The organism is Bacillus sp. FSL K6-6540, assembly GCF_038007545.1.
Genome location: NZ_JBBOXH010000002.1, coordinates 765,015 through 778,739 on the forward strand (window position 1 = coordinate 765,015; position 13,725 = coordinate 778,739).

Here is a 13,725-nt window from a genome sequence, read left to right on the forward strand (position 1 = left end):
ACATGAAGGGGAGGGCATTACCATGCCGTTAATCATCGTTGCACTTGGGATCTTAGCATTACTATTTCTGATTATGGGCTTAAAATTAAACACATTTATTTCCCTGCTGGTCGTATCGTTCGGCGTGGCACTGGCACTCGGGATGCCGTTCGATAAAGTTGTCAGCTCCATCGAAGCAGGAATAGGGGGGACTCTTGGCCACATCGCGCTCATCTTCGGACTCGGTGCGATGCTGGGCAAGCTGATCGCGGATTCAGGAGGCGCACAGCGCATTGCGATGACGCTCGTCAACAAATTCGGTGAGAAAAATATTCAATGGGCCGTTGTCATTGCCTCATTCATTATTGGGATTGCGTTATTTTTTGAAGTAGGACTGGTTCTATTAATTCCGATTGTCTTTGCGATTTCAAGAGAATTGAAGATTTCTATTTTATTTCTCGGAATCCCGATGGTCGCGGCACTATCCGTCACACACGGTTTCCTGCCGCCGCACCCGGGGCCTACGGCGATCGCCGGTGAGTATGGCGCAAACATTGGAGAAGTGCTGCTGTACGGCTTTATCGTTGCTGTTCCGACAGTGCTCATCGCAGGGCCGTTATTTACAAAGTTCGCGAAAAAAATCGTTCCTGCATCATTTGCGAAAAACGGCAATATTGCATCACTCGGCACACAAAAAACATTTAACCTTGAAGAAACACCCGGCTTTGGAATCAGTGTCTTTACTGCAATGCTCCCGATTATCATCATGTCGGTCGCGACCATTATCGACCTGCTTCAAGAAACAATCGGGTTTGCAGATAACGGAGTTTTAGCTTTTATCAGATTGATTGGAAACGCATCGACTGCTATGATTATTTCGTTATTGGTCGCAGTCTATACAATGGGTATCAAGCGCAACATTCCAGTCAAAACCGTGATGGATTCTTGTTCAACTGCCATTTCACAAATCGGCATGATGCTTTTGATCATCGGAGGAGGCGGCGCCTTCAAACAAGTGCTGATCAACGGCGGTGTCGGCGATTACGTAGCAGACTTATTCAAAGGAACGGCATTATCGCCAATCATTCTGGCATGGCTCATCGCGGCGATCCTGCGCATTTCTCTAGGATCAGCGACTGTTGCGGCACTAAGCACAACAGGTCTGGTCATTCCGTTATTGGGCCATTCTGATGTTAATCTGGCGTTAGTCGTGCTCGCAACAGGCGCCGGAAGTGTCATCGCTTCACACGTCAATGACGCCGGCTTCTGGATGTTCAAGGAATACTTCGGATTAAGCATGAAAGAAACATTTGCCACATGGACATTGCTGGAAACCATTATTTCCGTTGCTGGACTGGGATTCATTTTATTGTTAAGTTTAGTTGTATGAAATTAAGAAGGAGCTGTAACACATGTTCAATACGATTGGTGTCATAGGCTTAGGCGTAATGGGAAGCAACATCGCCTTAAACATGGCAAATAAAGGCGAAAACGTCGCTGTCTATAATTACACCAGAGATTTAACGGACCAGCTTATCCAAAAGCTGGATGGACAATCTCTCAGCCCGTATTACGAGCTTGAGGACTTTGTTCAATCGTTAGAAAAACCAAGAAAAATCTTTTTGATGGTCACAGCGGGAAAACCCGTAGATTCCGTCATCCAATCATTAAAGCCTTTGCTTGAAGAAGGCGACGTCATCATGGACGGAGGAAACTCCCACTATGAAGACACAGAAAGAAGATATGACGAGCTGAAGGAAAAAGGGATCGGCTACCTGGGAGTCGGCATTTCCGGCGGTGAAGTCGGTGCATTAACAGGGCCTTCCATCATGCCGGGCGGAGATCGCGACGTCTATGAGAAAGCCGCTCCTATCCTGACGAAAATCGCAGCCCAAGTCGGAGATGACCCTTGCTGTGTCTATATCGGACCAAAAGGGGCAGGGCACTTTACAAAAATGGTGCACAACGGCATTGAATATGCCGACATGCAGCTGATTGCAGAAGCGTATACGTTTCTAAGAGAAACGCTTCATCTGCCGCTAGATGAAATTGCATCTATTTTTGAAACATGGAATCAAGGTGAGCTGAAAAGCTATTTAATAGAAATTACAGCTGAGATTTTACGCAAAAAAGACGAAAAAACAGGGCAGCCTCTGATCGATGTCATCCTTGATAAAACCGGGCAAAAAGGCACTGGGAAATGGACGAGCATGCAGGCGATTGATAACGGCATCCCGTCCACGATCATCACAGAGTCCTTGTTCGCCCGCTACTTGTCATCCTTAAAAGAAGAACGGATGGCAGCTCAAGACGTATTAGCAGGCCCGGAAGCCGAAGAAAAACACTTGGATAAAGACACCTGGATTGAATACGTCAGACAGGCTCTTTACATGGGGAAAGTATGCGCCTATGCACAAGGCTTTGCCCAATATAAGATGTCATCTGAGCTTTACGGCTGGAATCTGCCGCTCAAAGACATTGCCTTGATTTTCCGAGGCGGCTGCATCATCCGCGCTGATTTCCTAAACGTGATCAGCGAAGCATTCAGTGAGCAGCCAAATCTGGCAAACCTGCTGATCGCGCCTTATTTCACAGATAAGCTCCATGCCTATCAAACAGGCCTTCGAAAAGTCGTTTGCGAGGGTATCAGCACCGGAATCTCTTTCCCATGCTTAACTACCGCGCTCTCTTATTACGACGGCTACCGCACAGGGCGTTCCAATGCGAACCTCTTGCAGGCGCAGCGCGATTACTTTGGCGCTCACACGTACGAACGGACTGATATGGACGGCGTTTTCCATACGAATTGGTCTGAATAACCTGTCATCAAAAACACGGTCAGTTTTCAACTGAACCGTGTTTTTTTCTTCTATCCCAAACAACAGAAGACATAAGTTATGTTTTAAATATCATAAACAGTGATACAATAATAGCTAGAAACAATCCCCAAGATCATCATGTGACAGCAGCTTGCTGTTCCGTTCTATTCTGCTTTTGGCCATTGTCCTTTGCCCTTGCCCATGGTGTCATAAAATGTTCAAATGCCAAAACGGCCTGTCATTCTGATTTACAAAAGTCCCTGAAAACCTTGTCTAATTGAGAATCAGCCTCTCATTTGTTATAAAAGAAATGCATAAATCCTACCTGTCACACCTTTAGTAAGATGAAAAAAAGTAGGTTATGGCTTGACAAAAAATATATATTAATTAATAATTCATATATAATTAGAATTATTATTGAAAGCGAATATGCTTTCTAATACATTTTTAGGAGGAATATACATTATGTCTTTAATCGGTAAAGAAGTACTTCCATTCGAAGCAAAAGCATTCAAAAACGGTGAATTCATCGATGTAACAAACGAAGATTTGAAAGGCCAATGGAGCGTATTCTGCTTCTACCCAGCAGATTTCTCTTTCGTATGCCCAACTGAGCTTGAAGATCTTCAAGAACAATATGCTACTCTTAAAGAATTAGGTGTTGAAGTATACTCTGTTTCTACAGATACTCACTTCGTACACAAAGGCTGGCATGACAGCTCTGAAAAAATCAGCAAAATCACTTACGCAATGATCGGTGACCCATCTCAAACAATCTCTCGCAACTTCGATGTTCTTGACGAAGAAACTGGTCTTGCTGACCGCGGAACATTCATCATCGATCCAGACGGCGTTATCCAAACTGTTGAAATCAATGCAGGCGGTATCGGCCGTGACGCAAGCAACCTTGTAAACAAAGTAAAAGCAGCTCAATACGTTCGTCAAAACCCAGGTGAAGTTTGCCCGGCTAAATGGGAAGAAGGCGGCGAAACTCTTACACCTAGCCTTGATCTAGTAGGTAAAATCTAAGGAGTGCATTCAATTGGTACTTGATGCAAATATCAAAGCACAATTAAATCAATATATGCAGCTAATTGAGAATGACATTGTTCTCAAAGTTAGCGCAGGCGAAGATGACATTTCAAAGGACATGCTGGCTCTCGTTGATGAGCTGGCTTCCATGTCATCGAAAATTTCAGTTGAAAAAGCTGAATTAAACAGAACGCCAAGCTTCAGTGTCAATCGTGTCGGAGAAGACACTGGCGTAACTTTCGCTGGTATCCCTCTGGGCCACGAATTCACATCATTAGTGTTGGCGTTGCTCCAAGTGAGCGGCAGACCGCCTAAGGTGGACCAAAAAGTCATTGATCAGGTGAAGAAGATCAGCGGTGAATACCACTTCGAATCTTATATCAGCCTGACATGCCACAACTGTCCTGATGTTGTACAAGCTTTAAACATGATGAGCGTGCTGAACCCGAACATTACGCACACGATGATTGACGGTGCAGCATACAAAGCAGAAGTTGAAAGCAAAAACATCATGGCAGTGCCGACCGTTTACCTGAATGGCGAATCCTTCGGAAGCGGCCGTATGACGCTTGAAGAAATCCTTGCGAAAATGGGCAGCGGCGCAGATGCATCTGAGTTTGCTGACAAAGAGCCGTTTGACGTTCTTGTTGTCGGAGGCGGACCTGCTGGTGCAAGTGCAGCGATCTACACTGCACGTAAAGGCATCCGCACTGGGGTTGTGGCTGAACGCTTCGGCGGACAGGTTCTCGACACCATGAGCATCGAAAACTTCATCAGCGTCAAAGCGACGGAAGGACCGAAGCTTGCGGCAAGTCTTGAAGAGCATGTGAAGGAATATGATATTGATGTCATGAACCTTCAGCGTGCGAAACGCCTTGAGAAGAAAGATCTGTTCGAACTTGAACTCGAAAACGGTGCTGTCCTGAAAAGTAAAACAGTGATCCTTTCAACAGGTGCACGCTGGCGCAATGTCAACGTACCCGGTGAACAAGAGTTCAAAAACAAAGGTGTTGCATACTGCCCGCACTGTGATGGGCCATTGTTTGAAGGCAAAGACGTAGCGGTTATCGGCGGAGGAAACTCTGGTATCGAAGCAGCGATTGACCTTGCAGGTATTGTCAATCACGTTACCGTGCTAGAATTTGCGCCGGAACTGAAAGCAGACGAAGTCCTGCAAAAACGTCTCTACAGCCTGCCTAACGTCACTGTCGTGAAAAACGCACAAACAAAAGAAATCACAGGTGATCAGAGTGTTAACGGCATCACATATGTAGACCGCGAAACAGGCGAAGAAAAACACGTTGAACTTCAAGGTGTATTCGTCCAAATCGGTCTCGTTCCAAACACAGAATGGTTAGAAGGAACAGTTGAACGCAACCGCATGGGCGAAATTATTGTCGACAAACACGGCGCAACAAGCGTACCAGGCTTATTTGCTGCCGGCGACTGCACAGACAGTGCGTACAACCAAATTATTATTTCTATGGGATCAGGTGCAACTGCCGCCCTCGGCGCGTTTGATTACCTAATCCGTAACTAATATAAGAAAGCCGCAATTGCCAGATTGGCAGCATTGCGGCTTTCTTTTTTATTCCAAAAATATTGCAAGTTTTATACAACTGTAATATAGTTGTAATGTTAGTGAATGGTCACTTCACACTCAGCATATTTGCTGTTTTTAAAGCGATACGCACTGATTTTCTATTTAACGTGCCCTGATACTTTTTGACCTTTTTTTTCAGATCTTTAATGGTTTTTTCCTTTTTGGCATTTTCTAATGCCATCAGCGCTTCCCAGCGTTTCGCTGTTTCTGTGGAACTGCAGCCGCTAACTGTAGTCACAGGCGGAAGAAGCTTCGTGTTAGATAGTTTTTCGTCAAAAGGAACGGTATCAGGAATCGCTTTCTCTTTATAAATATGGTCTAATTCATTTTGATTCAAGAAGCTGATGAAATGGTCAAAGTTTTGCGCTTGCCGTTTCTCAGGCTGATGAAAATCAAGTGTTTCAATTAATTCTGACAGTTTTGTCTGATCGGTTATCTCATTTGCCATGACATGCGTTAATTGATGGTACTCAGCTAATTCACGCATTCTGGCATCTTTCGGAAGCAACAGGCTCGGTGTACCGGCAATCGTCGCTGCGATATTTCCATGCAGCCTTGCGCCAAAGCTCAAATCGGCTTTTCTCAGGAAATCCAGCCAAGTCGGCACATTTAAAAAGAATCGGACTCTATCATTCTGATAAGCCGGGTCTTCCATGCTGACCGGATAATTATCAGCAGGCTTCGCTAGCGCAGGCGCACCCGCATACGTCAGAATCATTTCTTTTCGCCATTGCGGGATAAAGTAATGATTCGGGAACTCTTTCATGCTTCTCGTAATGAAGTCCAGTACATGCTTTGGAGACAGTCTTGATGAGTTAACCGTCACCATTGATTCTGTTGTGATATTAGTTTCTCTTATCTTCAGTTCTCTGCCAAACGCATACATAGAAGGACACCCAATCACCGTATGGTCAATGTCTTCACGGAAGCCTAATCTGGAAAGGTATTTCGCTGTAATTTCACCGCGGACACCGATCATATTTGATCTCTCCAGCACAGCACTTACAAACGCTTTTACATCCTCATCAAAAGGAAAACCTTCATTTAATTTTGGTTCAAACGGAGCCCGCAAACCAACACCAATCACAACAACCGGAATGGTTAGTTTCTTAATTAATTGGGTATATTTCCGTAAAGAAGGCACGAAATCCTCGCGGAATGCATCTGCCAGCGGAATAATATACATATCATAATTTGTATTAATTTGTTCAGCATCCGCTGGATTAATCCGATAATAATCAGGAGTAATCGTCGTTCCTTCTGTCATCAGCGTGCGAAACACACTGTAGGCATATACTAGGTTTCCTACGTTGCCGCCAATGGAGTTGCGAACAATCATTTCAGCTGCATTAAATGTATCAAATGGTGATATGCCAGCTCTTATTAAAATGTTTTTCAATGTGATGTTGCCCCTTCCTCGCCAAATTTTTTTCAGGAGATTTGCTTAGGGAACTCTATCATGATCTTAAAACTTCAGCCGGACACCCGCTTTCATCCCTTTTTACTCACAAACTCTCTCCCTTTCTTCCATTCTAATATTAAATTATACAAAAAAGGATCTTACAGGTGAAATCATAACATAGCAATCAGAGCTAGTAATCTATTCCCATTATTGGATATCGGATCGGATCATGCCAAAAACCCGAACCAGGCACTCCGGTAAACGTGCTCGATTCGGGCCAGCTTCTTATAGGTCCTCGCCATTCGTTTGAATGACATTTTTGTACCACTCAAAGGAATCTTTCTTATACCGCTTCATGGATCCGTTTCCTTCATTGTCACGATCAACATAGATCATGCCGTAGCGTTTTTTCATTTCGCCAGTTGTGAAGGAGACAATATCAATAATGCCCCACGGCGTGTAGCCAATTAAATCAACACCATCGTACGTGACCGCTTTTTTCAATGCTTCAATATGCGATTTTAAATATTGAATGCGTTCCGGATCATGAACCTTGCCGTCCTCCTCCAGCGTATCCACTGCGCCAAAGCCATTTTCAACGATGAATAACGGGATTTGGTATCGGTCATAAAAACGATTTAACGTATATCTCAGCCCGGTTGGATCAATCGCCCATCCCCAGTCACTCGAAGTGATGTACGGATTTTCGACACCATTCGGCAAGCCGCCATTTACAATATCGCCAGTGTTATCATTTTTCACATCGCTTTTCACAGTTGTTGACATGTAATAGCTGAAGCCTAAGTAATCGACGGTTCCGTTTCTTAAAATCTCATCATCGCCGTCTTCGAATGTGATGTTGTAGCCTTCGCGTTCAAATTCCTTCAACGCGTAGCTTGGATAATAACCGCGAACCTGTACATCAGGGAAGAAATAGCGCTGCCTCATTTCTTCTTCAGCCAGCATCACATCTTCAGGATTGGAGGAGAAAGGATAAATCGGCACGTGTGATACCATGGCCCCGATCTGGAACTCTGGATTGATGTCTTTTCCTTTTGCCACTGCTAAGGCACTCGCCACTAGTTCGTGGTGTGCCGTTTGGTACATGACCTCCTTGGCGTTTTCGTTTTCGCCAACCACAACACCTGAATTCGTCCATAGGAACAACGGATTGTTCACATCCATTTGGTTGTTGATCTCGTTAAATGTCATCCAGTACTTCACTTTATCTTTGTAACGGGTAAAGCAAGCCTCTGCAAAGTTGACGAAGAAGTCCACGACTTTCCGGTTTCTGAAGCCGCCATATTCTCTTGCCAGGTGCAGCGGCATTTCAAAGTGAGACAGGGTAATGACCGGCTCGATCCCATGCTTCAACAATTCATCAAACACATCATCATAAAACTGCAAACCCGCTTCGTTCGGTTCAGTCTCATCGCCTTTCGGAAAAATGCGGCTCCAGCCGATGGACGTCCGCAGGCATTTTAATCCCATTTCCGCAAACAAAGCGATATCTTCCTTGTATCTGTGATAGAAATCAATGGCTTCATGGTTTGGATAAAATTCGTTTTCTTCAATCGTGTCCGTGATTTTTCTCGGCACGCCGTGCGCACCCGCTGTCATCACATCGACGACACTCGGCCCTTTACCGCCTTGATTCCATCCGCCTTCAAATTGGTGGGCGGCTAAAGCACCGCCCCATAAAAAATCTTTCGGCATGTTTCCCATGTTTAATTCCTCCTCAGCTTACGACTGTAAATATTTTTTGATGCAATGCACTTTCCTCAATCTCTTCAATGAAAGCTTTATCAAACTCAACAAGCACTTCGCCTTTTTTGACGGTATCGCCTTCTTTTACCTTCAAGGAAAAAGGCCTGCCGTCTAATGTCACCGTATCCAGCCCGATGTGCGCAAGCAATTCGACGCTGAACGCAGGTCAATCGCATGCTTTGACAACCGTAATGACCCGGGATGGTGGCATCGATTTCACGATTTCCTTCGCTTTAGGGGTAGACCGCTTCTGCACCAATCGAAGTCTGGTAGCGCAGCGAGAAGCCCCAATCACATTCTCTTCCCCGCCTACGGCCTCTAAAATGTCTTTTGCTAGTTTCGTATAATCTCTCACTTTCCCCGACATTTTCACCCACCCCTTTGTTTTGGTTGCGCTTTCATTATAATTGTACCGGTATAATTTATCAATACCGAAACAAAATATTTACGGACTAACTATAATTGTAAGCGGTTTATGCTATAATTTTGACAAGTGAAATTAAACGAATAAATGAGGAATGCGTATGTTAAAATACCAGCAAATCGCAGCGGAAATTGAAACATATATAGAAGAACACCAGCTTCAGCAGGGAGACAAACTGCCAGTCCTGGAAACCCTCATGGCCCAGTTTGAAGTCAGCAAAAGCACAATCACAAAGTCCCTCGAGCTATTAGAGCAAAAAGGCGCGATCTTTCAAGTCAGAGGAAGCGGCATTTTCGTCAGAAAACATAAACGAAAAGGCTATATCAGCCTTCTGTCGAATCAGGGATTTAAAAAAGATCTCGAGGATTTCAACGTCACCTCAAAAGTCATCGAACTGGACGTGAGAAAGCCGACACCTGAAGCGGCGGAAAACCTGAACATCGAAATGGACGAGGACACCTACTATGTCAAAAGGGTCCGCTATATCAACGGCCAGACCCTTTGCTACGAAGAATCCTATTACAACAAATCGATCGTGACGTATTTAAACAACGAAATCGTCTCCCACTCCATCTTCCATTACATCCGGGAAGGACTGGGGTTGAAGATTGGTTTTTCTGATTTGTTTCTGCACGTGGACCAGCTTAATGAGGAGGAAGCGGAATATTTGGGGTTAGAGGCTGGACTGCCGAAGCTGTATATAGAAAGTATTTTTCACCTGACAAATGGGCAGCCGTTTGATTACTCGAAGATTTCGTATAATTATAAGCAGTCGCAGTTTGTCGTACAGGCTAATAGTTTTTTATTGTGAAATTCGGTATCTAATAGGATTTCTTTTAATAATTCTCCACCAAATATTATGTTCAAAAAAAGCTACTTCACTGTGAAGTAGCTTCCTTTATTAAATGCCCATTTTGATCCATCTAGTTTTAGAAAAGCGAAGGATAATCGCATTTATGATAATAATTGAAACTAAATACAAAATAATAAATAAAACATCATTACTCCCAAGTGTCATGTTATCAGATTGCAGCACTCTTTCTATTCGGAGATACATAGTGTTACCTGCCTCAAAAGGAGCAATGAAACCAAACGTTTTATTGCTTATAGCTACTAAGATAACAGAAGTCATCCAATAAACGATACTGACACCTATACTAATTAATATATTAGGACATAACATGCTTATAGTTCCGATAATTAGAATATACTGCAGTATAACTGCAGAAAATAAAAAAAGTAATAATGCAAAATGCGAAAAATCATGGTACATCAACGATATGATTAGCAGGCCTAGCGTTATAAATGCAAAACATTCTAAAAATAAAACAGCTATCTTTTTATAAAAGAAAGTATAGATGTTCTCTCCAATTAATTTGTAAAAGAGAATATTTTTGTTTGAATACTCTCTATTAATAAAGAAAGCTATAACAAATGAAAATAACATCAAACCAAACTGGGTCGCAACAGTATAGGAGCTAAAGAAAAACATTTCAGGTGTAACATTGCTGACTTTATCAATTCCAACAAGTAAAAAATAACCCAGCAAGAATAAAAATACAAACATTGCTCCTAAAATAATGATAACTTTGTTGCTAATACTCTTTTTAAACTCTAATTTCATCTCAAGCCCCCACTGTTTTATTACTCATTTATATACACTTCAATTAATTTATCCACTGAATGATATTGTTGAATTTCTTGGTGATTAAATATATAATAATCCCCTTCTATCGCCTTTAAATCAGACAAATCATGTGTGATGTTGATGATAATCTTCTCGGGGTTCTCCTGAATATACTTGTTTAAGAAGCCATGAATCTCTATAACCGTTTTTTTGTCTAATGAATTCGTTATTTCATCTAAAACAATAATATTTTTATCCTCTAATAAGAAACTGAGCAATTTTAATTTTTGCTTTTGTCCATCACTCAAATTTTTGATCAGAACTTTTCCATCAATATTATCCAGATTAAGTAAATGTGCGATTTTATCTATCATTTCTGCATCAAATTTTTTACTCAAAAAGTGTAATAAAAAGTCCTTAGAAACATCATTAGGTATATTCGACGAGCTGGATATTAAAGAAACATTTTGACGAATATCTCTGCCGATTCTTTTGCTATTATTCAACAAAAAGTCTTTAGCAAGCTGTGATTTACCGACTCCATTTTTTCCAACAACGTGATTAATTTTCCCGCTCGAAAAATGCAAGTCGGTGTCCTGAAGTAACGTTTTTCCTTTCACTATTAAAGTGTAATTTGCTATATTCATATACATACTCCTAGGAAATATTTGTATTTTCGAGGTACCTCTTTCGTTTCCGGTTTGGAACTGTAAGAAATGTTTTTCGATGATTAATCTGGATATCTTTTACTCTAGTTTACAATATATAACACTCAATGTACAACAACGGCAGTTTCCTCAAGGCAATTCCTTACAAGATAACTGACAACAAGCTAAATAAATGGATCGTCAATACCATATCAATGCATATTGATAACAACAATAAGGAGGATACTGAACCTTTTAGCCTAAGCCCTTGACTAAATAACCTCCTCCGTAGATTCTGCTGAAAGGTTTTTCAGCTCTAGCTGCCTTAATCTTTCACTCGTTTCAATTGTCTATAAAAGCAGTTATGCGGTACTATCATATAAAGGTCCAATGATGAAAAACAATGACATACTTTTAAATTCACCTTATCATGCACATGCTCATAAAGAGGGGTTTATTCTAAAAAGGGGTTGGACGGTTTTGGAAAGCAAGTACCTAGATCTACTCGCACAAAAATACGATTGTGAAGAAAAAGTGGTAACAGAAATCATTAATTTGAAAGCGATATTGAACCTGCCGAAGGGCACTGAGCATTTTGTCAGTGATTTGCACGGGGAGTATCAGGCATTCCAGCACGTGCTGCGCAATGGTTCAGGACGAGTCAAAGAGAAGATACGCGACATCTTCAGCGGTGTCATTTACGATAGAGAAATCGATGAATTAGCAGCATTGGTCTACTATCCGGAAGACAAACTGAAGTTAATCAAACATGACTTTGATGCGAAAGAAGCGTTAAACGAGTGGTATAAAGAAACGATTCATCGAATGATTAAGCTCGTTTCATATTGCTCCTCCAAGTATACCCGCTCCAAATTACGCAAAGCACTGCCTGCCCAATTTGCTTATATTACGGAGGAGCTGTTATACAAAACAGAACAAGCTGGCAACAAGGAGCAATATTACTCCGAAATCATTGATCAGATCATTGAACTTGGCCAAGCCGATAAGCTGATCACCGGCCTTGCATACAGCGTTCAGCGATTGGTGGTCGACCATCTGCATGTGGTCGGCGATATTTACGACCGCGGACCGCAACCGGATAGGATTATGGAAGAACTGATCAACTATCATTCTGTCGATATTCAGTGGGGAAATCACGATGTCCTTTGGATCGGCGCCTATTCCGGTTCCAAAGTGTGCCTGGCCAATATTATCCGCATCTGTGCCCGCTACGACAACCTGGATATTATTGAGGACGTGTACGGCATCAACCTGAGACCGCTTCTGAACCTGGCCGAAAAATATTATGATGATAATCCAGCGTTCCGTCCAAAAGCAGACGACAACAGACCAGAGGATGAGATTAAGCAAATCACAAAAATCCATCAAGCGATTGCCATGATCCAATTCAAGCTTGAGAGCCCGATTATCAAGAGACGGCCGAACTTTAATATGGAAGAGCGGCTGTTATTAGAGAAAATAGATTATGACAAAAATGAAATCACGCTGAACGGTAAAACATATCAACTGGAAAACACCTGCTTTGCGACGATTACTCCGGAGCAGCCAGATCAGCTTTTAGAAGAAGAAGCAGAAGTCATAGACAAGCTGCTATTCTCTGTCCAGCATTCCGAAAAGCTGGGCCGCCATATGAATTTTATGATGAAAAAAGGCAGCCTTTATTTAAAATATAACGGCAACCTGTTGATTCACGGCTGTATTCCTGTCGATGAAAACGGCAATATGGAAACGATGATGATTGAGGATAAACCGTATGCGGGCCGTGAGCTGCTCGATGTATTTGAACGATTCTTACGGGAAGCCTTTGCCCACCCGGAAGAAACCGATGACCTGGCAACAGATATGGCTTGGTATTTATGGACAGGCGAGTATTCCTCCCTTTTCGGAAAACGCGCCATGACCACATTTGAGCGCTATTTCATTAAAGAGAAGGAAACGCATAAAGAAAAGAAAAACCCGTATTATTATTTACGAGAAGACGAGGAAACCTGCCGAAACATCCTGGCAGAATTCGGCCTCAATCCAGATCATGGCCATATCATCAACGGCCATACACCGGTAAAAGAAATCGAAGGAGAAGACCCAATCAAAGCAAACGGAAAAATGATCGTCATCGACGGCGGCTTCTCCAAGGCTTACCAATCCACAACAGGCATCGCCGGCTACACGCTGCTCTACAACTCCTACGGCATGCAGCTCGTCGCCCATAAACACTTCAACTCAAAGGCAGAAGTCCTAAGCACCGGAACCGATGTCTTAACAGTGAAGCGGTTAGTGGACAAAGAGCTTGAGCGGAAGAAAGTGAAGGAAACGAATGTTGGTGAGGAATTGTTGCAGGAAGTTGCGATTTTGGAGAGTTTGCGGGAGTATCGGTATATGAAGTGAGGGATAGGGGTTCAGGGGT

At 42.7% G+C, this 13,725-nt stretch carries 11 protein-coding genes and 1 pseudogene; 6 read left to right on the top strand and 6 right to left on the bottom strand.

What is annotated here, in order from left to right:
* Nucleotides 1-22: 22 nt before the first annotated feature.
* The 4 genes from gntP to ahpF all read left to right on the top strand — a co-directional run bounded on the left by gntP (nucleotide 23) and on the right by ahpF (nucleotide 5,370).
* Nucleotides 23-1,369, top strand: coding sequence for a gluconate permease GntP (gene gntP / locus MHH82_RS36260; protein WP_003243139.1), 1,347 nt, complete (start codon nucleotides 23-25; stop codon nucleotides 1,367-1,369).
* 22 nt (nucleotides 1,370-1,391) lie between these two features.
* A complete protein-coding gene (gene gnd / locus MHH82_RS36265; RefSeq protein ID WP_072175865.1) occupies nucleotides 1,392-2,798 on the top strand; it encodes a decarboxylating NADP(+)-dependent phosphogluconate dehydrogenase in 1,407 nt (468 codons plus the stop codon).
* Nucleotides 2,799-3,263: 465 nt separating this feature from the next.
* Entirely contained in the window at nucleotides 3,264-3,827 is a 564-nt protein-coding gene (gene ahpC, locus MHH82_RS36270; protein ID WP_072175741.1) for an alkyl hydroperoxide reductase subunit C, read from the top strand.
* Between the two features lie 13 nt (nucleotides 3,828-3,840).
* On the top strand, nucleotides 3,841-5,370 hold the full coding sequence (gene ahpF, locus MHH82_RS36275) for an alkyl hydroperoxide reductase subunit F (protein ID WP_017697262.1): 1,530 nt from the start codon (nucleotides 3,841-3,843) through the stop codon (nucleotides 5,368-5,370).
* A 109-nt stretch (nucleotides 5,371-5,479) separates the two neighbouring features.
* On the opposite strand, the gene MHH82_RS36280 is transcribed toward ahpF, so the two are convergent.
* The 4 genes and pseudogenes from MHH82_RS36280 to MHH82_RS36295 form a co-directional block, all read right to left on the bottom strand.
* On the bottom strand, nucleotides 5,480-6,832 hold the full coding sequence (locus tag MHH82_RS36280) for a polysaccharide pyruvyl transferase family protein (protein ID WP_072175740.1): 1,353 nt from the start codon (nucleotides 6,830-6,832) through the stop codon (nucleotides 5,480-5,482).
* 288 nt (nucleotides 6,833-7,120) lie between these two features.
* Nucleotides 7,121-8,560, bottom strand: coding sequence for a 6-phospho-beta-glucosidase BglA (bglA, locus tag MHH82_RS36285; RefSeq protein WP_041850300.1), 1,440 nt, complete (start codon nucleotides 8,558-8,560; stop codon nucleotides 7,121-7,123).
* A gap of 13 nt (nucleotides 8,561-8,573) precedes the next feature.
* Nucleotides 8,574-8,750, bottom strand: coding sequence for a PTS glucose transporter subunit IIA (locus MHH82_RS36290; RefSeq protein WP_031601167.1), 177 nt, complete (start codon nucleotides 8,748-8,750; stop codon nucleotides 8,574-8,576).
* A 30-nt stretch (nucleotides 8,751-8,780) separates the two neighbouring features.
* Nucleotides 8,781-8,969: pseudogene (locus tag MHH82_RS36295) on the bottom strand (PTS transporter subunit EIIB); the annotation flags it as partial.
* A gap of 157 nt (nucleotides 8,970-9,126) precedes the next feature.
* Between MHH82_RS36295 and MHH82_RS36300 the strand changes: the two are divergent.
* Nucleotides 9,127-9,837: a GntR family transcriptional regulator gene (locus MHH82_RS36300; protein WP_032722782.1), complete on the top strand. Its 711-nt coding sequence runs from the start codon at nucleotides 9,127-9,129 to the stop codon at nucleotides 9,835-9,837.
* Between the two features lie 90 nt (nucleotides 9,838-9,927).
* Here the strand turns inward: MHH82_RS36300 and MHH82_RS36305 are convergent, their stop codons facing one another.
* Both MHH82_RS36305 and MHH82_RS36310 read right to left on the bottom strand, forming a co-directional pair.
* Entirely contained in the window at nucleotides 9,928-10,650 is a 723-nt protein-coding gene (locus MHH82_RS36305) for a peptide ABC transporter permease (protein ID WP_072175739.1), read from the bottom strand.
* 20 nt (nucleotides 10,651-10,670) lie between these two features.
* Entirely contained in the window at nucleotides 10,671-11,300 is a 630-nt protein-coding gene (locus tag MHH82_RS36310; protein WP_021481061.1) for an ATP-binding cassette domain-containing protein, read from the bottom strand.
* Between the two features lie 480 nt (nucleotides 11,301-11,780).
* On the opposite strand from MHH82_RS36310, the gene fbp reads away from it, so the two are divergent.
* Nucleotides 11,781-13,706: a fructose-1,6-bisphosphatase gene (fbp, locus tag MHH82_RS36315; RefSeq protein ID WP_139026574.1), complete on the top strand. Its 1,926-nt coding sequence runs from the start codon at nucleotides 11,781-11,783 to the stop codon at nucleotides 13,704-13,706.
* Nucleotides 13,707-13,725: the final 19 nt, after the last annotated feature.

What these genes read in the sequence shown, in the direction of transcription:
- gntP (WP_003243139.1), top strand. Translation starts at nt 23, where the DNA reads ATGCCGTTAATCATCGTTGCACTTGGGATCTTAGCATTACTATTTCTG.
- gnd (WP_072175865.1), top strand. Translation starts at nt 1,392, where the DNA reads ATGTTCAATACGATTGGTGTCATAGGCTTAGGCGTAATGGGAAGCAAC.
- ahpC (WP_072175741.1), top strand. Translation starts at nt 3,264, where the DNA reads ATGTCTTTAATCGGTAAAGAAGTACTTCCATTCGAAGCAAAAGCATTC.
- bglA (WP_041850300.1), bottom strand. Translation starts at nt 8,560, where the DNA reads ATGGGAAACATGCCGAAAGATTTTTTATGGGGCGGTGCTTTAGCCGCC.
- MHH82_RS36300 (WP_032722782.1), top strand. Translation starts at nt 9,127, where the DNA reads ATGTTAAAATACCAGCAAATCGCAGCGGAAATTGAAACATATATAGAA.
- MHH82_RS36305 (WP_072175739.1), bottom strand. Translation starts at nt 10,650, where the DNA reads ATGAAATTAGAGTTTAAAAAGAGTATTAGCAACAAAGTTATCATTATT.
- MHH82_RS36310 (WP_021481061.1), bottom strand. Translation starts at nt 11,300, where the DNA reads ATGAATATAGCAAATTACACTTTAATAGTGAAAGGAAAAACGTTACTT.